Source organism: Dermatophilaceae bacterium Sec6.4 (assembly GCA_039636865.1).
GTDB lineage: Bacteria > Actinomycetota > Actinomycetes > Actinomycetales > Dermatophilaceae > Allobranchiibius.
Map to the genome: position 1 here is coordinate 245,683 of CP144172.1, position 19,778 is coordinate 265,460.

A 19,778-nucleotide genomic window follows, 5' to 3' on the forward strand; every position below is an offset into this window, starting at 1 on the left:
TTCGACCGATGTCCGGGGATGTCGGGAATGCCCGGGCAGGCAGTTGAACTTGTTACTACAGTTCCGGCCATTTCATCGTGCCGACCCACATCACGCATCCTGCCCACGAAGAATCGAAGGAGCCGCCATGAGCGTCGCCGACAACGCCGCCGCCGAGGAGTCGACAGGACCGCCGCGCAGACACCCGGCGCACCTCGCCTCCGAGGCACCCACCCGGTCTCAGCGCAGCCCTGACAAAGGCGCCCAGGTTGCGGACGGTGAAGCCAGCGGTAACAAGTGGTGGACGCTGACTGCCGTCTGCTTCGGCACCTTCATGCTGCTGCTGGACGTCACGATCGTGAACGTCGCCCTGCCGGACATCCAGTCCTCGCTGGGGTCCAGCTTCTCCGATCTGCAGTGGGTCATCGACGCGTACGCCCTGACGCTCGCCTCGCTGTTGTTGACGGCCGGTTCGCTGTCCGACATCTTCGGACGACGCAAGCTCTACATCATCGGCCTGGTGATCTTCACGATCGCCTCCACGCTGTGCGGCGTGGCCCAGGACACCCTGCTGCTGGAACTGAGTCGCGGCCTGCAAGGCGTCGGTGGAGCCATCATGTTCACCGTGTCGCTGGCGTTGCTGGCGAGCTCTTTCCAGGGCAAGGATCGTGGCACGGCCTTCGGTATCTGGGGCTCCATCACCGGTGTCGCCGTTGCGGTCGGACCGGTCGTCGGCGGGGTGTTGGTCTCGTCGCTGTCCTGGCGGTGGATCTTCTTCGTCAACATTCCGATCGGTATCGCGGCCCTGGTCATTACCGTCCTGAAGGTCGGCGAGTCGCGCAACCCGAAGGCGCACGGCCCGGACTGGATCGGTTTCGTGGTGTTCACCGCATCGCTCAGCTCATTGGTCTACGCGCTGATCGAGTCGGGGCAGAAGAGCTTCAGCGACCCGGTCGTCATCAGCTGCTTCACGGCCGCTGCTGTGCTCATGGTGGGCTTTGTGCTCTTCGAGATGAAGACCAAGACCCCGATGCTCGACCTGAGTCTGTTCCGCCTGCCGACCTTCTCCGGTGGCGCCATCGCGGCGTTCGGCATCAGCGCCGGCATCTTCTCGATGCTGCTCTACCTGACGCTCTACCTGCAGAACGTGTTGCAGTACAGCGCGCTGCAGACGGGTCTGCGTCTGCTGGTGCTGTCCGGTGCGATCCTCGTGGTGGCCACCGTGTCCGGCCGACTCAGCTCCCACCTTCCGGTGCGAGCGTTGATCGGTCCGGGGCTGGCCCTCACTGCGATCGGCATGTTCCTGATGCGCGGACTGGATGCCTCCACCTCCTGGACGCACCTGATCCCCGGCTTCATCGTGGCCGGGATCGGCGTCGGGATGGTCAACCCGCCGCTGGCCTCGACCGCAGTCGGCGTCGTGCCACCCCGCCTCGCCGGGATGGCCTCCGGCGTCAACAGCACGTTCCGACAGGTCGGCATAGCGACCGGTATCGCGCTGCTGGGAACGCTCTTCGCCTCCCGGCTGACGAGTGCGGTCAGTAGCGCCGCAGCGGGTACTCCGCTGGCCGGTAAGGGTAGCTCGTTGGCCGCCCTGGTGCAGTCGGGTCAGTTGAAAACGGCGCTGCCCAAGTTCCCGAAGGCACAGATCCCAGTGGTGGAGAAGATCGCCGCGACCGGGTTCACCTCGGCGTTGAACGACATCCTGCTGATCTCCTCGATCGTCACCATCATCTGCGCCGTGGCAGCATTCGCGTTGATCCGCGCCAAGGACTTCCACAACCCCGAAGAGGGTAAAGACGCAACGGACAGCAAGGACACGACGTCCGAGTCGTTCGATGCACCCGAGGCGCCCGAGCTCGCTGAGCAGGGTGCGAACGCCTGACCCCGGTACCACTCACCTACCCTCAGGTGCTGCGTACCCTGGCCAACCAGGCGGCCGCGTCCTGGAAGGCATCGTCGGTGGCGGTCGCGAGTACGTGGGCGTCCTGGCCGTCGGCTCGAGGGTAGGAGCCGAGGAACCGGACGTCGGCTGCCACCCGCCGCAGACCGGTCAAGGTCTCGCCGACCCGCGCATCCAGTACGTGGCCCTCGAAGTCGAACGAGAAGCAGTAACTGCCCATCGCGCCACCTGTCGGGCGGGATTCCAGTCGCGAGATGTTGATGCCCCGCGCCGCGAACTGCTCCAGCAGTTCCAGCAGTCCACCGGAGTGGTCGTCGTACTGGTAGACCACGATGGTGGTCTTGTCGGCGCCGGTGGGTGCGGGAAGATTCCCGGGGCGCGCGACCAGCACGAACCTGGTGACCGCTCCGGTGCGGTCGCCGATGTCGTCGGCGAGGACGACCAACCCCGTGGCGTCCGCTGCGACGCGGGCGCATACCGCGGCCTGGTAGGCCTCGACCCGCCCCGCTGCGAGATCGGCCGCAGCAGCAGCCGTGGACAACGTGGGTACGTGGATGGCGTCCGGAAGGTTGGCGCCGACCCATCCGCGTACCTGCGCCCAGCCATGCGGATGGGTCCCGACGGCCCGTACATCATGGCTACGCACCCCGGGGCGAGCCGCCAGCACGAAGCTGATCGGCACCAGCACCTCGCCGACGACGGCGAGTGGATCGCCGGTGTTCAGAGCGTCCAACGTGGCGGACACCCCGCCCTCGACGGAGTTCTCGATGGGCACCATGGCAGCATCCACGTCACCGTCACGTACGCCCGCCAACGCACGGTCCACCGAAGCGAACGGCACCTGCTCATCGCCAGTGACATCGGTGCTCCCCGCAGACCCCCCGCCCGCACCCGACCATGCGTTGAGCGCAGCCTGGGTGAACGTGCCCACCGGGCCGAGAAAGCCGTAGCGCGTCATATCCGTTGCCGTCCGCTGTCGCTCACGAGCGCAGGGTATGTCAGCGCAGGGTCAGTTGGCGGCTCACGATGCCCGCACGCGCGCGGCGTTCCGCATCGCTCAATACCGTCGTCACCGCCGCCGCATCACCGAAACGCGCTGCCAATGCGGCGAAATCCTGGTCGTGCGAAAGGGGTTCGGCATCGCGGTCGACCTCCCACACCGGCACCAGCAGACCGTGCGCCCGGAACGCACCCAGCAGCCGACCTTCGCCCAATGATGCTGCGCCCGCGGCCTGCAGCCGCGCGAGGGCATCGGTCGCCGCCTCCTCGTCGTGCGGTAACACCCATCGCACATAGGTCCGCACGCCGATCCGGCACCAGTAGGCGTGCGCCGCGGACGGCAGCGCAACCGTCGGCGTGATTGCCTCATTTGCGCGGGCAAGCGAGGCGGCGCCCTCACCGTCGAGCTCCTGACCCTCGACCCAGAAGTCGAAACCGTCGTGCAGCGAGACGGTGAAGTCGTCTCCGGTCAGTAGGTCCTGCAGACGTGGCCCGGTCGCCGTCACCCGCGGTGCGTTGATCAGCGGTTCGCCCGGCGCGAGCGCGGCCGTGGCCAGTAGTGCCTGCGCAACATCACTGCTCGGATCACTGGAGGACGCACCGGTCTGCAGAGCGACGAACAACGAGCCGTCAGCGCGGTGCAGCCCGGGCCAGGCCAGCGGCAGCACGGAGGCGACGGTCGCCTCTCGAGGCTGCCCGTCGAGGCGGAAGGTCACAGCGGCGGTGGCCGCCGGCACGATCTCGCGCATAGCAACCCACCCCGCTTCGTTGGGCAACCCCTCGAACGGGCGCCTCACGAACGCCGGGGGCGCGGTGGACGGGTCGAACGGAATACGCGTGCGGTCGCCCTTACGGCGGGAGGCTTTACCCATGGCCCGGACTGTAACGAGCCTGGCGGCCACACCTGCGGCGACCTGCCGCAACAGTGGTCACTCCCGGCATCACTCCCCGGTGCCGGCCCAGGCAGCATCCACGGCGTGACGCACCATTCGGGGCCTGTTGGTGATGATCGCGTCGACGCCCAATTCGATGCACGCCTGTACATCAGCGGGGTCGTCGACCGTCCACACGTGCACCTGGTGACCAAAGCTGTGCTGCCGCTTGATGAACGCCGGGAATCGGCGCACGACGGCCATCCGGGTGCCGACGATGTCGACATTCGGGGGCAGCGAATCCACGAACCGCAGCGTGGTCGGCAGATCCATCAGGTGTACCCGTTCCAGCTGCGGGGCCAGTCGGGCCATTCGCTGGACGGCGAGACTTGAGAACGACATCAGCCGTACATTGATCCGCCCCGGGGTCAGCAGACCGAACTCGCCGAGCGTGTCGACCAGCACCCGCTCCACCTCGCCGGAGTAGCGGGTGGGGTGTTTGGTTTCGATGACCAGGTCGAGCGGCCGGTCGACCTTCTGCACCGTCCGGATCAGCTCGCGCAGCGTCAGCAGGTGCGCCCTGTCGCGCTGCGGCAGCTCGGTCTCGTCGGGGTGCGCCTTCTTCCAACTGCCCCAGTCGAGCCCCTCCAGGGTCGCCAGTTCCAACGCCGACACGACGCCCGCCCCGTCGGAGGTGCGATCGACCCGCCGATCGTGCACGCAGACGAGATGCCGGTCGGCAGTAAGCCGGACATCGCACTCGACACCATCGGCCCCGTCAGCGATAGCGCGCTTGTAGGCCCCCAGTGTGTGCTCGGGCTCAATACTGCTGGAGCCACGGTGGGCGATGACCATGGGAGGCCCACCATGCAAGGTCTGCAATCTCTGAACCGGCGTTCGCACCCGGACATCGTGCCGCAGATCAGCGCCCGACGAAAGTTGCAACACGGGGTTTGTCGATCCTTGCCTTGTTCACCACCCTCGTGTGTGGTTGGCTCAAGCACCGTCGACTCGGACAGGGTGGTCGGCGCAACTCTTCCTCTTCCTTGCGAGTGCTGCGTGAGCGATCTACTCGACGTCCCGGCGGTGACCGCCGATCGCGGACTATTCCCCTTTGCCCCCTTCGCGCCCGACGAGCGCGAGATCCGCACCCATCGGCTGCTGGAGCTTGCCGCCGCCTGCACGGACGAACGTGGGGCGGCCACCCTGCGCAACACGGCGATCGAGACCAATTACGACTTTGCCCGCGGGATCGCCCGCACGTACGACCGGCGAGGTATCGAGCTGGAGGACCTTCAGCAGGTCGCCCTGTTGGCTCTCGTTCTCGCCGTGCGTCGATTCGACCCCGATGCCGGTCGCAGCTTCACCGGATACGCCGTACCGACCATCTCAGGGGAGATCAAAAGATACTTTCGCGACCACGGCTGGATGGTGCGCCCGCCGCGTGCACTACGCGAGACCTACCGGGAGATTCAGCACGCGCTGGCAGAACTGGAGCAGCTCGGAGTCCACACACCTCGCCTCACAGATCTCGCGAGCCGGTTGAACGTTCCGCAGACCTCCGTGCAGTCGGCGCTGGCCATCCAGGGCTGCTTCACGCTGACCTCACTCGATGCTCCCGTGCATGGTCGGCCGGGAACGACCGTAGGAGATGTACTTTCACCGATTGTTCCGGATGAGACAGATCGTCTGATCTGGACGATCGCCGTCCATCAGCTGGTGGCCGGCCTGGGCGAGCGCGAGCGTGAGATCCTGCGGCTGCGGTACGAATCGGACCTGAGTCAGCGCGAGATCGCCGGGCACCTGGGTATCAGCCAGATGCAGGTGTCACGGTTGCTGGGCGCCACGTTGACCATGCTGCGGTCGACGCTGACCCGCGAGCTGGAAGACGTCGCGAGCTGAGGCGTGTCCTACCGCGCGACGTGCGTTAGGCATACTGGGAGGTGGTCGAGCAGCCGGCCGCTTTTTCCGCGGACGGCGTGGCACGTGGTGCGAGCCGTCACCGCATGGCTACAGGAGCTTTTGTGCTGCCCGACCTCGAGCAAATGCTGCACGACTACGCCGATGCGGCGCAGCTGTTGCACGCCGGCTCATCCGAGGAGCAACGCCAAACCCAAGGCACCCGGCTGGCCGTCGACCTCATCCCGGGCTGTAGCTGGGCGGGGTTGCTGCAACGTCGTCGTCGCGGCATGGCCGGCGTCGCCGCCACGCACGAGGTGGCCCGCGCGGCGGACAACTACTGCGCAGACCATCGGACCGGACCCGGCATCGATGTCCTCAACGGGCAGCCGTCGGTCATCAGCGCACGGCTGGCCACCGAAACGCGATGGGCTTCGTGGACGCAGTACGCTCACGAATCTCTCGGCATCCAGGCGGTGCTGTCGGTGCCGCTGCTCGGAATGTCGCGTTCGTTCGGCGCCCTGACGTTGTATTTCGCAGAGCCGATCGTCGATGATCAGGACGCGATGTTTGCCCGGGCGACGTCGTTCGCCACCCACTTCACCCTGGCGCTCGGCTGCGGTCTGATGATCGAGCACCAGGCGGCGGCGCTGGAGAACCGCACCGTGATCGGACAGGCGCAAGGAATCCTGATGGTCGGGTCGCGGCTGACGGCCGACACGGCGTTCGCATACCTGCAACGCCTGTCACAGCACTCCAATCGCAAATTACGCGACATCGCCGCTGAGGTGGTCGGCCAGCGTGGACCGATCCACCCGGTGCCCGAGCCGACACCGGACCAGACGTCTGCGCACCTGGACGGGAACACCGTGCATTCAGGCGGTGGGGCGGCGCTGCCTGAGACGGCGGTCGCCGCCGCGGATCCAACCGGCGGCTGATGGTTGAGGGCCCTGCCGATTTACCTGTGCATCGACGTCCTCGGTTTGATGCGGCATGATCGGTAGTGGGTCCAACAACGGGCTCTTGTAGTTCATATGCCTTTCTTGTCCCCTGGGTGTGTGCGAGACCCCGTCGGAGGCACTATGGGCCACCTGGATTCAGCGTCAGTGGAAAACTCTCCCGATAGAGATGCCGAACAGGTACCTCGGGAATTACAACGCCCGAGGTCCCCCTCGCAACGGATGCAGGTTGGAGTAGGTCTCGCGACCGAGCTGCTGGACGGTTGCGATCATGCCGGAATCACCCTCGTGCGCAGCGGAAAGTTCAGCGCAGGGCCCGCGACCGACGATCTTGTCGCGCACGGTGACCGGTTGCAGGCGGAGCTTGGGGAAGGCCCCTGCCTGGACGCAATCCGTCAGGGACGCACGGTGTACACACCCAACTTGGCGAGCGACCCGCGCTGGCCGACCTGGGGCGCGCAGATCCATGCCGAGCTGGGTGTCGGTTCGCTGCTGTCGATGCTGCTCTACACCGACGAGCGCTCGTACGGCGCGCTGAACATGTACTCCAACCGCACCGACGGCTTCACGCAGGACGACCTGGTGATCGCCGACGCGCTCGCGACCCACCTCGCGATGGCGCTGGCAGATGCGGAGGAGATCGAGAACCGCGGTGTCGCGATGGTCAACCGCACCGTGATCGGACAGGCCGAAGGCATCCTGATGGAACGCCTCGGGGTGCAGGACGACCAGGCCTTCGCCTATCTGCGGCGGATCTCCCAGGACACCAACCGCAAACTGCTGGACGTCGCCAGGGAGCTGGTGCTGACCAGAGAACTTCCATCCGGTGCCCCCCGCGCCGAATCCACAGCTGCGAAGGCTGTGTCGGCCTGACCTGGGCCGGCGCCGGGTGACTGCGCTAGGGCTGCGTCAACAACTGCCGCACCACGGTGGCATCGTGGAACTGCACGTCACCGGTGGGCAGATGCTGGACCTGTTCGTGGCCCTTTCCCGCGATCACCACGACGTCCCCCGGCCGCGCCTGCGCGATGGCGGAGGTGATCGCCGAGCGTCGATCGAGCTCGATGACTGTCCTGCTCGGGTCACCACCGGCTACGACCTCATCGGCGATCCGAGCCGGCGATTCGGTATAGGCGTCGTCGGTGGTGACGATGCAGACGTCGGCCAACTTCGAGGCCACCTGACCCATCAGGGGGCGCTTCGCGCGGTCCCTGTCCCCCGCTGCGCCAAACACGCAGATCAACCGGCCTGACGTGGCGTCCGCCACCCCGCGTGCAACCTGCAGCACCTCGCGCAACCCCACATCGGTGTGGGCGTAATCGACGATGACCTCGATCCCGCGCGACCGGGCCTCGGCAATGCGCTCGAAGCGACCCGGCACCTGCGCCATCGTTGCAACTGCATCGATCAGCGTGGGCCCGGACATTCCCATCTCCAGGGCAAGCGCCGCTGCGCCGGCGACATTGTGCACGTTGTAGTCACCGAGCAGCGGGGTGCGAATGTTCAGAACGTCACCGGAGGGGACGCGTAGCCCGAAGTACGTCTCGCCGGCCTCGACCCGGACATCCTGGATGCGGTAGTCGGCATCATCGCGGGTACCGAAGAGCAACGTGCCGTCGATCTCATCGGCCAGCCGGGCACCGTACTCGTCGTCGGCATTGGCCAGTTTGGGACCGGACGTCCACTCGAAGAGTCGCCGTTTGACCGCGAAATAGGACTCCATATCGCCGTGCAGATCCAGGTGGTCGCGGGTGAGATTGGTGAAAAGAGCTGCGGCGTAATGCGTTCCGTCGACGCGATGCAGATGGATGCCGTGCGAGCTGGTCTCCAGCACCACGTGCGTGACCCCCTCGTCACGCATCAGAGCCAGGTTGCCCTGCAACTGCGGCGCTTCGCCGGTCGTACGGACCGCAGGTGTGCGGTGGGCACCGACGACCACCTCGGCCGTGGTCAGCAGGCCCGTTGCCGGCTGCCCGTAGGCGGCGGTGAGGATGGAATGCAACACGTATGAGCTGGTGGTCTTGCCGTTCGTGCCGGTGATCCCGTAGACGGTCAGGCCACGCGAGGGGTGGTCGGCCAGCTCGGTCGCCAGTGCGGCGAGGGCGATGCGGGCATCGGTCACGATGACCGTCGGGATTCCTTCGAGGTCCGGCACCTCCCCTTCGGCCACGACGAGCACGGCGCCGGCCACGACAGCGGCCTGCGCGAAATCGGCGCCGTCCTGCGCGAACCCACGGATTGCGACGTAGGCCGCGCCCGGCCCCACCTGCCTGGAGTCATTGGTCACCGATGTGACCGGGTTCGCAAGCGGGGGCACCCGGACACCCAGGACACGGGACAGGTCGGTGGCAGCCAGCTTCACTCCGGGACTCTAACAAGCGCAGCGGATACGACGCTGACTCGATGACCGTTTCTCGGTATTTCTAGTCAATTCGCTAGATTTGGGTAGAAACGGCAAGCGAGCCAGCTACGGACAGCCCAGGACGGATTGCTCAGGACGGGCGACGCAGGCCGAGCTTCATGAAGACCTTGTTGGCCGCGCGCGGCGTCTGCGTCGCCCGCAGCTCCCGCAAGCCGGGCGCGAGTTCGCGGATCGCGACCTCGAGCCGCTCATGCAGGGTGAATCCGGCTGCAGGGCAATGCGAACAGGTACCGCTGAGGCGGATCTCGACGTGGCCTTCATGTACCGAGATGATCTCTGCCTTGCCTCCGTGCGACCGGATGTAGTCGCCGGCGCCGCCTTCGAGCACCTGTAACACCGCCGTGCGTAGCTCGTCGTCGGCCGTCACGGGCTGCTGTGCATCCCACTGCGCAGGCACGGACAACGCCTGCAGCAGCGCGGTACGCACCGGCTCGCCGTGCTCACGCCATCCCTGTCCGACCGGCAGCGCGATGTCTATACCGGCGGTGTGCACGTCGATCGAGGCCAGCGTGCCGGCTCGCAGCATCGTGCCGAGGTCACCGGGAGCACCGGAAACCGCCCCGAGGACCTGCAGCGTGCCCGCAGGGACGATCCACCGGATGACCTGCGGATCGGCGGTGGCCTCGGGGTGCAGCGCAAAAGTGGCGACGCTCATACGATCGCCGTCACGATCAGGCGGGCGAGGAACGCCATTCCCCACGCGAGTACGAACATGTAACCGAACGCGATACCCGGCCACTTCCAGCCGCCGGTCTCGCGGCGCATCATCGCGACTGTGGACATGCACTGCAGGGCGAACATGAAGAACACCAGCAGAGCAGTGACGGTGCCCGCGTTGAAGAGCTTCTGGCCCTGGTGCGCGCCATCGGTGTAGGTCATCGCCTTCAGCGCGTCACCGGGCGCCTCCGCATCCTGCGCGGACGCCACCTGTCCGAGGGTCGCAACGAAGGTCTCGCGAGCCGACAGTGACGACACGACACCGATATTGATCCGCCAGTCGAATCCCAATGGAGCGAAGACGGGCTCGATGGCCTTACCCACGCTGGCTGCCGCACTGTGGTCCAGCACGAACGACGCCGCGGCCACCTTGTCGCCCGGATTCACGCCCGCGCTACGCATCGCCGCATCGCTCTGCCCGGGGATGTTCAGCAGCGCCCACATGATGATGGTGACCACCAGGATGATCCGGCCGACCTTGGACAGGAACATCTTGCAGGCGTCCCACACCGACACGCCGACCGCCCGCAGGCTCGGGAGCCGATAACTGGGCATCTCCATGTAGAACGGAAGGACGGGCCCACGCTTACCGGTGAACCGTTTGAAGATCCAGGCCGTCGCCATCGCTGCGACAGCGCCACCGGTGTAGAGGGCGAACATGATCGTGCCCTGCGCGCCGACCGGCCCGATTCTGGCCGAGGAGGGAACGAGCAGGCCGACCAGCAGGATGTAGACCGGCAGCCGCGCCGAGCAGGTCATCAGCGGAGCGCCCATCATCGTGGCGATCCGGTCCTTGGCCGACGGGAGCGACCTGGTGGCCATGATGCCCGGGATGGCGCACGCCATCGAAGACAGCAGGGCGACGAAGGCGCGACCCTCCAGGCCGGCCTTGGCCATCACCCGATCCATCAGGAACGCCGCCCGCGACAGATACCCGCTGCCCTCCAGCAGCGAGATCAGCAGGAAGAGCAAGGCAATCTGCGGCAGGAACACCAGCACCCCACCGACCCCGCCGAAGATCGCCTGGGACAGGAAGCTGGCCACCCAGTGGTTGCCGATGCCGCCGGTGACAAAGGCACCGAAAACGTTGACCTGGGTCTCCACATAGTTCTGGATCGGCGCCGCGACAGTGAAGATCACCTGGAAGAAGGCGAACATCGTCGCGAGGAAGATCAGCGAGCCCCACAGCGGGTGCAGCAGTACCTTGTCGATGCGGGCGGTGCGGGCATCGATCTGCGCAGATTCGTACGCCGCGCTGTCCAGCACCGACGCCACCCAGCCACGCGACTCCTCGGTGCGCACCGGCGGCGGGATGATCGGGCTGGGCCAGGTGGCCACCTGCCCGATCGCATCTTTGAGCGCGCCCAGCTCATCGCGCGATCCGCTGCTCACAGCCACCACGCGTACCCCGAGCGCACGCTCGAGGCGTGCCACGTCCAACGCGCCCCCGCGTCGGGCCAGCTCATCACGGAAGGTGAGGACCACACAGGTCGGCAGGCCCCGCGCCAGCACCTGCGCGAGCAGACCCAGCGAGCGGCGCAGCGTGGTCGCGTCCATCAGCACCAGGAGAGCATCGGGAGTCTGCAACGTCTGCGAGGTCGGATCCAACGCATCGTGCACGACCTGCTCATCAGGACTGATCGGGTCCAGGCTGTAGGTGCCCGGTAGATCTTCGATGACGACACTGTGATCACCGATGCGGGCAAGGCCTTCATAGCGGGCGACGGTGACGCCGGGGTAGTTGCCCGTCTTCGCGCGCAGCCCGGTCAGCGCATTGAAGAGGGTGGTCTTGCCGCAGTTCGGACTGCCGACAAGGCCGACGTGCAGCTGGGTTCCGGATGGAGCCGCAGCAGCAGGAGCGGACCTACTCACGCGATCGGAGCGACCAGGATGGTGGACGCCTGGCTGGCGCGCAGAGCGACCTCACACCCCGCAACCCGGAAGATGACGGGGTCGCGCAGCGGCGCGCGGCGTACGACGGTGACCGCCTCTCCGGGAGCCAGACCCAGGTCGCACAGCCGACGAGCGATTCCGGGATCAAGCGTGTCGTCGTAGCCGAGCACCTGCGCCGACTGGCCGGGTGATACCTGCGCGAGGGTGGTGGCCGACGGAACACGCGAAGCGGAGGGAACGCTTACAGCGGCCGCGTGAAGCACCGCACGCGAACGATGTCCGGTGCGTCCGGCGAGTGCGAATGTCATTGGCACGAGCAGGTCCTTCGCGGGGGTTGAGGTGCGGATCACCTGGTGAGGCCATCCTTACTTAGCTGAGCCTAACCGATCACTGCCGCATCATGTCAACTGCCCTCGACTGGCGCAGGAGGGAACGCTACTCATCGGTACTTCATGATTCTGCCAGGCATTCATCAGCTTCCGCTGTCAAGGTCCCCCCGCCCCGAAATGTGACGTGATTCACATGCCGACGCTGGAGCAACCGACACCTCGGATGCCTCACCGATTGACTCAAAGGTGACGACAAGATGACAGCTGCACCCGCTAAACCAGAAGTCGAGGTCCGAGGTGGCGAACTACAGCGCTCCGTCGGCTTCTGGGGCCTGACCTTCGTCTCGCTCGGCTCCATCATCGGCTCCGGCTGGTTGCTCGGCGCACTCAACGCATCCAAGATCGCCGGTCCTGCCGCCGTCCTGACCTGGGTCCTCGGCGCCATCATTCTCGGCTCGCTCGCGCTGGTCTACGCCGAACTCGGTGGCGCGTACCCGGTCGCCGGTGGCACCGGTCGGTACGCCTTCTACTCCCACGGTCCGGTGGCCGGATTCGTCTCCGCCTGGGCGTCCTGGCTGCAGGCGGTCTTCATCGCCCCGGTCGAGGTGCTGGCCGCGCTGGCCTATTTGAACTCCGTCGGCTGGGTTACCAAACACTTCAACATGCTGACCACCGCGGGTCTGTTGAACCTGCGCGGAATCATCGTCGCCGTCCTGCTGATGATCCTTTTCACCGTCATGAACCTGGGCGGCGCGAAATTCATCTCCGAGAGCAATACCGTCATCGTGATCTGGAAGACCGCAGTACCGATCCTCGCCGTCGGCGTCATCGCGTCGTACTCCTTCCACCCGCACAACTTCACCTCAGGTGGCGGATTCATGCCGCACGGTGCGCACGGCGTCTTCGCCGCGCTGACCGGTGGTGTGGTCTTCGCGATGCAGGGCTTCGAGCAGGCCTGCCAGATGGCCGGTGAGGCGCGCAACCCCAAACGCGACATCTCCCGCGCGGTCATCTTCGCCATGGCGATCGGCGCCACCCTCTACACCGCACTGCAGGTCGTCTTCATCGCCGGCGTCAACCCCGCTGACGTTGCGAAGAACTGGGATCACCCGCTGGAGAAGGGCGACTACGGCGCCTACTACACCTTGGCCCTGGCCATCGGCGCTACCTGGCTGGCCACGATCCTGATCATCGACGCGGTGATCTCACCCGGCGGCACCGGCATCGTCTATGTCGCCACCACCGCTCGCCTCTCCTACGCCCTGGGCCAGGAGAAGGAAATGCCGGCAGCACTGGCAAGCACCACCAGCAAGGGCGTGCCCGCAGTGTCGATCATCGTCACCGGGGTGTTGGGCTGTCTGGCGTTCGGGCCGTTCAAGAGTTGGTCGGAGCTGGTCGACGTCGTGACCGGCGCTACCGCGATCATGTACTCCTTCGGCCCGCTCGCGCTCGCCACCCTGCACAAGCACGACTTGAAAAAGCACGACGGCTACCGCGCACCGTTCCCCAAGGTGCTCTTCCCGGCGACGTTCTGCTTCGCGAACCTGATCCTCTACTGGGGTGGCATCGACGTCACCTGGAAGCTTTTCGTGCTCCTCGGCGTCGGCCTGCTGATCTTCACCATCGGTTCCCTACGCACCGGCGGCACCCCGTTCGTGCACATCAAGTCCGCGAGTTGGATCCTTCCCTGGTTGGCCGGTCACCTGATCATCGGCAAGTTCGGCCAGTACGGGCACGGAGAACTGAAGGACATCCCGAACAACGTGGACATCCTGGTGATGATCATCTTCTCCCTCGCCATCTATTTCCTGGCCGACTTCCTGAGCGCCAGCCCGGAGTACGTCCAGGCTGCCATCGAGGCCGACCGCAACCTGGAGCCCTTCGACGAGGGTCTGGCAACCGCCTGACCAGCACCCGTCCTCGCTCAAGTTTTACGACACTCGACCGGCGAGTCGGGCCGATTCTCGCGAATCCGGCCAGACTCGCCGGTCGAGTGTCGTACTCCTGGGGCACCTAAGCTTGGTTGACGATGACTGATTCCGATAGCCACGACACCCACGATCACGGAGTTGTCGCTGACGCCGATGAGCGGTGGCTGTGGATCGCGGTCGGGCTGCTCGGGACCTTCCTGGTCGGCGAGGTCGTCGTCGCATTCGCGTCCAGTTCGCTCGCGCTGCTGTCGGACGCCGGGCACATGCTCACCGACGTTGCATCGCTTGCTGTCGCCCTCTGGGCGCTACGGCTGGCCCGCCGGCCGGCCGGCGGGGCGATGACCTACGGCTGGAAGCGCACCGAAATCCTGTCTGCCGCTGTCAATGCCGGCACGCTGCTCGTCGTCGCACTCATCGTGCTCATCGAAGGCGTCCGCCGGATGATCAACCCGCCGTCCGTGGACGGCGGCCCCGTGCTGATCACCGCGCTCGTCGGCATAGCGGTCAATATCCTCGTTGCCTGGTCGGTCTCCCGTGCCAACCGGTCGAGCCTGAACGTCGAGGGTGCCTACCAGCACATCCTCACCGACCTCTACGGCTTCATCGCCACCGCGATCGCCGCGGCAGTGATCATCACGACGGGTTGGGTACGCGCCGACGCCGTGGCTTCCCTCGTGCTGGTCGTGCTGATGGCACGATCCGGCATCACGCTGGCTCGGGCCAGCAGTCGCATCCTCTTGGAAGCAGCGCCCGACGGGACCTCCGTGGCCGAGATCCGTGAGCACCTCCTACGGGTCGACCACGTGCGCGACGTGCACGACCTGCACGTATGGACGGTCACCTCGCACGAGCATTCGATATCTGCACACGTAGTCGTCGACGAGGGCTGCTTCGGCGACTCGCACGCCCCGCAGATGCTCGACCAGTTGCAGGACTGCCTGCACGACCACTTCGGCATCGAGCACTCCAGCCTGCAACTGGAGCCCCCGTCCCACGCGGCTCACGAGGGCGCCATCCACTGAACCCAGTTCCGTCGAAGTTGTCTGAACGGGTGCGCCCTATCGAGCGCACCCGTTCACACAACATGCCGATCTGGAGGTCAGGACGGGTGGATCATCAGGGTGGGGTCCACGACCCGATCGAAGTCCTCGCCACTGATCGCGCCCGATGCGAGCGCCGCCTCGCGCAGTGTGCCGCCGGATTCGGCTGCTGTATGCGCGATCGCAGACGCCTTGTCGTAACCGATGACCGGCGACAACGCAGTTACCAGCATCAGCGACCGGTCGAGGTACTCCTTGATCTGCGGAAGATTCAGCTCGATGCCGTCGATGCAGTGCACCCGCAACAAGTCACACGCGTCACCGAGGATCAATGCTGAGTGCAGCACGTTGTTGATGATGATCGGACGCATCGCGTTGAGCTCGAAGTTGCCCTGGCTCCCGGCAAACGTCGTGCCCAGGTCGTCGGCGATGACCTGGATACAGACCATCACCGTCGCCTCGCACTGGGTGGGGTTGATCTTGCCCGGCATGATCGAGCTGCCCGGCTCGTTCTCGGGCAGGATCAACTCGCCGATGCCGCAGCGCGGACCGGACGCGAGCCAGCGGATGTCGTTGGAGATCTTCATGACCGGCACCGCGACGGCCCGGATGCCGGCTGACGCACCCACCATCGCGTCGAGTCCGCCCTGCGCAGCGAACTTGTTGGCTGCGGTGAGGATCGGCTCACCGGTCATCTGTGCGAGCAGCTCGGCGACCTCCTGCGCGAACCCGGCCGGCGCGTTGATACCCGTGCCGACCGCCGTGCCACCCAGGGTGACCTCGAGCAGCCCTGCACTGGACTGCTGCAGTCGATCGATCGCCTGGGCCAGTTGGGCGGCATACCCCGACCACTCCTGCCCGACGGTCAACGGGACCGCGTCCTGCAGGTGGGTACGCCCGGTCTTGATGACGTCGGACCATTCGGTGGCCTTCGCGTCGAACGAGGTGTGCAGTCGTTGCAGGCTGGGCACCAGGTGCTCGCGGAACGCCAGCAGTGTCGCGATGTGCATGGCTGTCGGGAAGGTGTCGTTGGAGGACTGACACATGTTGACGTCGTCGTTGGGATGCACCGGGCTCTTGCTGCCGAGCTGCCCGCCGACCAGTTGGATGCAGCGGTTGGAGATGACCTCGTTGACATTCATGTTCGACTGGGTGCCCGAGCCGGTCTGCCATACATACAGCGGGAAGTGCTCGTCCAGATCGCCTGCGATGATCTCGTCGCAGACCCTCGCGATGAGGTCGGCCTTCCACTGCGGTAGCCGCCCGCCTCGACCGTTCGCGATCGCCGCGGCCTTCTTCACATACCCGAACGCCCGGCAGACAGCCACGGGCATCCGGTCTGCGCCGATAGCGAAGTGGACCAGCGAGCGGGCAGTCTGCGCACCCCAGTACTTGTCCGCAGGCACCTCGATCGCGCCCATCGAGTCGGTTTCGGTGCGCGTGCCGGTCGCGTCGATACCGATGGGCAGGTTGTGAACAGCAGGGCCGGCGTGATCAGGATCAGTCATTCTTCGATGATGGCACTGCTGACGCCGACCGGTACAACCTCCCGGGGCTGGGGCAGACTTCGCTGTGTGACTCAGAACGGCGGTCCAATGGTGCGGTTGGTCTACCCCCACCAGCTCTTCACGCAGCAACTCGACGTCCCGGCCGACACCCGGCACGTGCTCGTCGAGGACGACCTGTACTTCCGGCAGTACCGTTTCCACTCCCACAAACTCGTGCTGCACCGGGCGAGTATGGCGAGCTTCGCGCAGCAGTTGCGGGAGGCCGGCTTCGATCCGCTGGTTATCGAGTCGTCCCCGGACGACACATCAGCGCACGAGCTGACCGCGGCCGTGCGGGAGCTGACTCCCGCCCGGATCACCGTCTACGACGTGGTCGACGACTGGCTTGCTCGTGACTGCACGGCAGCCCTGCGCGCGGCCGGTTACGAGCTGACGGTGGACGACGTGCTGGAGACACCCAATTTCCTGACGTCCCGGGCACAGTTCACCGGCTGGTTCGAGGCGAACAAGGCGCAGATGCAGTACTTCTACCAGTGGCAGCGTGCGCGTCTGGACGTCATGGTCGAGCACGGCAGACCGGTCGGCGGCAAATGGTCCTATGACGCCGACAACCGTAAGAAGCTACCGCGCGGCGAGCCGGTGCCAGCGGTGCAATGGCCGGCGCGCAGCCCTGCGGTGACGGAGGCCATCGAGTGGGTCCGACGCGAATTCCCGGGCGCGCCCGGGGATCCGGAGACCTTCGGGTGGCCCACCACGCACGCGGAGGCGGACGCGGCGTACGAGCAGTTCCTCATCGAGAGGTTCGAGAAGTTCGGCCCCTACGAGGACGCCATCGCAGCAGCACACCCGGTGCTCTTCCACTCGGCGCTGAGCCCGAGCCTGAACGTCGGCCTGCTCGATCCGCACGACGTTGTCGCACGGGCGCTGGACGCAGCCGATCAGCAGGCCGTGCCGCTGTCGTCCGTGGAGGGATTCATCAGGCAGGTGATCGGGTGGCGGGAGTACATGCGCGCCACGTACCATCTGTACGGACGCCGGATGCGGTCAGCGAATCAACTCGGGCACACCCGGTCGCTTGATGATGGCTGGTGGACCGGCCAGACCGGACTGGGCGCGGTCGACCACGTGGTCGGCGAGGTCCTGGAGCGCGGTTGGGCCCACCACATCGAGCGCCTGATGGTGCTCGGCAACGCGATGTGCCTGCTGCGGGTGGACCCACAGGAGATCTACGAGTGGAACATGGCGATGTTTGTCGACGCCTACGACTGGGTGATGGTGCCCAACGTCTACGCGATGAGCCAGTACGCCGCCGGCTCGGCGATCACAACCAAGCCGTACGTTTCGGGCAGCAACTACCTGCGCAAGATGTCGGACCTGGCGCGCGGCGACTGGGAAGCGGACTGGGACGGCCTCTACTGGACCTTCGTCCGCGATCACCGCGAGGTCTTCGAGGCCAACTTCCGCTCCCGGATGATGGTGGCGATGTGGGATTCGATGGACACCGACAAGCAGGTCGGGCACGTCCACCGAGCCGGCCGCTACCTGACCTGACCTTCTGCCCAGCTCGGCCGACGCCGACAGCACAACGCCCCGCCACCATCGCGCTGCTCGCGATGGTGGCGGGGCATTCTGAGCACTTACGCAGTCGCCCAGTCGGGGACCTTGTCCACCGAGGTCGGCGGGTCGTCCAGCAACGTGCCGGCCTTGCGCTCCGCGAGGTAGCTCTTCAGCTCCCTACGAACCACCGGCAACAGGATGTACACGCCGGAGAGGTTGATGAACGCGCAGAGGAAGAGCATCGCGTCGGCGAAGTCCAGGACCTGGCCGAAGTTCAGGATCGTACCGATGACCGTGAACACACAGAAGATGATCTTGTAGGACATCTCCTTGGCGGGGCTGCGACCGATCAGCGTCGTCCAGGCGCGCAGGCCGTAGTAGCTCCAGGTGAGCAGGGTGGAGAAGGCGAACAAGGTCACCGCGAGCGCCAGCACATTGGGGAACCAGTCCACGACGGTCTTGAAGGCCTCGGAGGTCACCACGACGCCGTCGGGTGCCGGTTTGCCGTTGGCAACCGCGGCCTGACCATCGACCCACGCCTTCGGCTCGGCGATGACGATGGTCAACGCGGTCATCGTGCACACGATCACGGTGTCGATGAAGGGCTCGAGCGAGGCGACGAAGCCTTCACTGACCGGACGACGGGTCTTCACTGCGGAGTGCACGATCGGGGAGGAGCCCAGACCGGCTTCGTTGGAGAAGGCCGCACGCTGGAAGCCGACGATCAGTACGCCGATGAATCCGCCCTGGACGCCGCTGCTGGAGAAGGCACCGCTGATGATCGAACCGAACGCCGGGAACACGCTGGTCGCGTTGAAGGCGATGACGGTGAGGCACGCCAGGATGTACAGGCCGGCCATGGCAGGTACCAGTTTGCTGGTCACGTTTCCGATCGACTCGACACCACCCAGGATGACTGCCGCCACCAGGGCCGCGAGGATCAGACCGAAGATCAGCGCTGCACCGTCGCTGCCGAGGAAACCGCTCTCGCCGCCGGTGACGTTCTTGGCCTGAGCAAAGGTCTGGTTGGCCTGGAACATGTTTCCGCCGGCCAGACCGAACAGGATGATCGCGACGGCGAACGCACCGGTAAGAATCTTCGCGGGGATCCTGCCCAACTTGGCAAAGGCCACCGGCAGGTAACGGAAGGGGCCACCTTCGACGCTGCCGTCCGCATTGACCTTGCGGTACTTCACGCCGAGCGTGCACTCGGCGAACTTGGTCGCCATGCCGAGCAGACCGGCACACACCATCCAGAAGGTGGCACCGGGGCCACCGATGGTGACGGCGACGCCGACACCGGCAATGTTGCCCAGGCCGACTGTGCCGGATACGGCAGAGGTCAGAGCCTGGAAGTGGGTGATCTGACCCGGATCCTGACTACGACTGAACTTTCCCTTCGCGACCTGCAGGGCCAAACCGAAGTGACGCAGCTGCACGCCCTTGAAGAGGAAGGTGCAGATGAGGCCGGCAAGGACCAGCCAGAAAACCACGATCGGACGATCGGTGCCGTTGATGTTGACCGGGTAGAAAACGATGTCGGACGCGAATTTGGTGATCGGCTTGAAGACCGAGTCGACCTTTTCCTCGAAACTCTTCAGCGCCCCACCTTCCGCGGCATGGAGGGAGGCAGCAAGTTGGGAGACGCTCATGAGAGTGGAGTCTGGACTATGGCCCATGTAATTTCAATCACACTCCCAGGTAACTTTAATGTATTGCCTGTATAAGCGCCTCAGAGTCCGCCGGATCCGTAGGGTCTGATGCCCCGGA

16 protein-coding genes are annotated in these 19,778 nt (G+C 65.7%); 7 read left to right on the forward strand and 9 right to left on the reverse strand.

Annotated features, from left to right (window positions below):
• Positions 1–127: 127 nt before the first annotated feature.
• Entirely contained in the window at positions 128–1,864 is a 1,737-nt protein-coding gene (locus tag V3G39_01220; protein ID XAS76682.1) for an MFS transporter, read from the forward strand.
• A 22-nt stretch (positions 1,865–1,886) separates the two neighbouring features.
• Here V3G39_01220 and pheA read toward each other — a convergent pair whose 3' ends face one another.
• From pheA to V3G39_01235, 3 genes are all read right to left on the reverse strand, one after another.
• The gene (pheA, locus tag V3G39_01225) at positions 1,887–2,840 is read right to left on the reverse strand and encodes a prephenate dehydratase (GenBank protein XAS76683.1); all 954 of its coding nucleotides are present in this window, start codon (positions 2,838–2,840) and stop codon (positions 1,887–1,889) included.
• Positions 2,841–2,880: 40 nt separating this feature from the next.
• Positions 2,881–3,753 carry a DUF5926 family protein gene (locus V3G39_01230; GenBank protein ID XAS76684.1) on the reverse strand — a complete coding sequence of 291 codons (873 nt, stop codon included), beginning with the start codon at positions 3,751–3,753 and terminating at the stop codon, positions 2,881–2,883.
• A gap of 69 nt (positions 3,754–3,822) precedes the next feature.
• A complete protein-coding gene (locus V3G39_01235; GenBank protein ID XAS76685.1) occupies positions 3,823–4,608 on the reverse strand; it encodes a glycerophosphodiester phosphodiesterase family protein in 786 nt (261 codons plus the stop codon).
• Between the two features lie 204 nt (positions 4,609–4,812).
• On the opposite strand from V3G39_01235, the gene V3G39_01240 reads away from it, so the two are divergent.
• From V3G39_01240 to V3G39_01250, 3 genes are all read left to right on the forward strand, one after another.
• Complete coding sequence (locus tag V3G39_01240; protein ID XAS76686.1) at positions 4,813–5,655, forward strand: sigma-70 family RNA polymerase sigma factor; 843 nt, start codon at positions 4,813–4,815, stop codon at positions 5,653–5,655.
• A gap of 104 nt (positions 5,656–5,759) precedes the next feature.
• The gene (locus V3G39_01245) at positions 5,760–6,590 is read left to right on the forward strand and encodes an ANTAR domain-containing protein (protein XAS76687.1); all 831 of its coding nucleotides are present in this window, start codon (positions 5,760–5,762) and stop codon (positions 6,588–6,590) included.
• Between the two features lie 243 nt (positions 6,591–6,833).
• A complete protein-coding gene (locus V3G39_01250; GenBank protein XAS76688.1) occupies positions 6,834–7,484 on the forward strand; it encodes a GAF and ANTAR domain-containing protein in 651 nt (216 codons plus the stop codon).
• Between the two features lie 25 nt (positions 7,485–7,509).
• On the opposite strand, the gene V3G39_01255 is transcribed toward V3G39_01250, so the two are convergent.
• The 4 genes from V3G39_01255 to V3G39_01270 form a co-directional block, all read right to left on the reverse strand.
• Positions 7,510–8,973 carry a UDP-N-acetylmuramoyl-L-alanyl-D-glutamate--2,6-diaminopimelate ligase gene (locus tag V3G39_01255; GenBank protein ID XAS76689.1) on the reverse strand — a complete coding sequence of 488 codons (1,464 nt, stop codon included), beginning with the start codon at positions 8,971–8,973 and terminating at the stop codon, positions 7,510–7,512.
• Positions 8,974–9,103: 130 nt separating this feature from the next.
• A complete protein-coding gene (locus V3G39_01260; GenBank protein XAS76690.1) occupies positions 9,104–9,688 on the reverse strand; it encodes a NifU family protein in 585 nt (194 codons plus the stop codon).
• Complete coding sequence (locus V3G39_01265; protein XAS76691.1) at positions 9,685–11,622, reverse strand: ferrous iron transporter B; 1,938 nt, start codon at positions 11,620–11,622, stop codon at positions 9,685–9,687. Before V3G39_01265 ends, V3G39_01260 begins: the two co-directional genes overlap by 4 nt.
• Positions 11,619–11,993, reverse strand: a complete 375-nt coding sequence (locus V3G39_01270; GenBank protein ID XAS76692.1) for a FeoA family protein — start codon at positions 11,991–11,993, stop codon at positions 11,619–11,621. Before V3G39_01270 ends, V3G39_01265 begins: the two co-directional genes overlap by 4 nt.
• A 236-nt stretch (positions 11,994–12,229) precedes the next feature.
• Between V3G39_01270 and V3G39_01275 the strand changes: the two genes are divergently transcribed.
• Positions 12,230–13,879, forward strand: a complete 1,650-nt coding sequence (locus V3G39_01275) for an APC family permease (protein ID XAS76693.1) — start codon at positions 12,230–12,232, stop codon at positions 13,877–13,879.
• A 122-nt stretch (positions 13,880–14,001) separates the two neighbouring features.
• A complete protein-coding gene (locus tag V3G39_01280) occupies positions 14,002–14,925 on the forward strand; it encodes a cation diffusion facilitator family transporter (protein XAS76694.1) in 924 nt (307 codons plus the stop codon).
• Between the two features lie 77 nt (positions 14,926–15,002).
• On the opposite strand, the gene fumC is transcribed toward V3G39_01280, so the two are convergent.
• Complete coding sequence (gene fumC, locus V3G39_01285; protein ID XAS76695.1) at positions 15,003–16,451, reverse strand: class II fumarate hydratase; 1,449 nt, start codon at positions 16,449–16,451, stop codon at positions 15,003–15,005.
• A gap of 66 nt (positions 16,452–16,517) precedes the next feature.
• Here fumC and V3G39_01290 point away from each other — a divergent pair, with 66 nt between their 5' ends.
• A complete protein-coding gene (locus V3G39_01290; GenBank protein ID XAS76696.1) occupies positions 16,518–18,002 on the forward strand; it encodes a cryptochrome/photolyase family protein in 1,485 nt (494 codons plus the stop codon).
• A gap of 86 nt (positions 18,003–18,088) precedes the next feature.
• On the opposite strand, the gene V3G39_01295 is transcribed toward V3G39_01290, so the two are convergent.
• Positions 18,089–19,660 carry an alanine/glycine:cation symporter family protein gene (locus V3G39_01295; protein ID XAS76697.1) on the reverse strand — a complete coding sequence of 524 codons (1,572 nt, stop codon included), beginning with the start codon at positions 19,658–19,660 and terminating at the stop codon, positions 18,089–18,091.
• Positions 19,661–19,778: the final 118 nt, after the last annotated feature.

Coding starts and splice junctions, on each gene's coding strand:
- V3G39_01220 (XAS76682.1), top strand. CDS start 128: ATGAGCGTCGCCGACAACGCCGCCGCCGAGGAGTCGACAGGACCGCCG.
- pheA (XAS76683.1), bottom strand. CDS start 2,840: ATGACGCGCTACGGCTTTCTCGGCCCGGTGGGCACGTTCACCCAGGCT.
- V3G39_01230 (XAS76684.1), bottom strand. CDS start 3,753: ATGGGTAAAGCCTCCCGCCGTAAGGGCGACCGCACGCGTATTCCGTTC.
- V3G39_01235 (XAS76685.1), bottom strand. CDS start 4,608: ATGGTCATCGCCCACCGTGGCTCCAGCAGTATTGAGCCCGAGCACACA.
- V3G39_01245 (XAS76687.1), top strand. CDS start 5,760: ATGGCTACAGGAGCTTTTGTGCTGCCCGACCTCGAGCAAATGCTGCAC.
- V3G39_01250 (XAS76688.1), top strand. CDS start 6,834: ATGCAGGTTGGAGTAGGTCTCGCGACCGAGCTGCTGGACGGTTGCGAT.
- V3G39_01260 (XAS76690.1), bottom strand. CDS start 9,688: ATGAGCGTCGCCACTTTTGCGCTGCACCCCGAGGCCACCGCCGATCCG.
- V3G39_01275 (XAS76693.1), top strand. CDS start 12,230: ATGACAGCTGCACCCGCTAAACCAGAAGTCGAGGTCCGAGGTGGCGAA.
- V3G39_01280 (XAS76694.1), top strand. CDS start 14,002: ATGACTGATTCCGATAGCCACGACACCCACGATCACGGAGTTGTCGCT.
- fumC (XAS76695.1), bottom strand. CDS start 16,451: ATGACTGATCCTGATCACGCCGGCCCTGCTGTTCACAACCTGCCCATC.
- V3G39_01295 (XAS76697.1), bottom strand. CDS start 19,660: ATGAGCGTCTCCCAACTTGCTGCCTCCCTCCATGCCGCGGAAGGTGGG.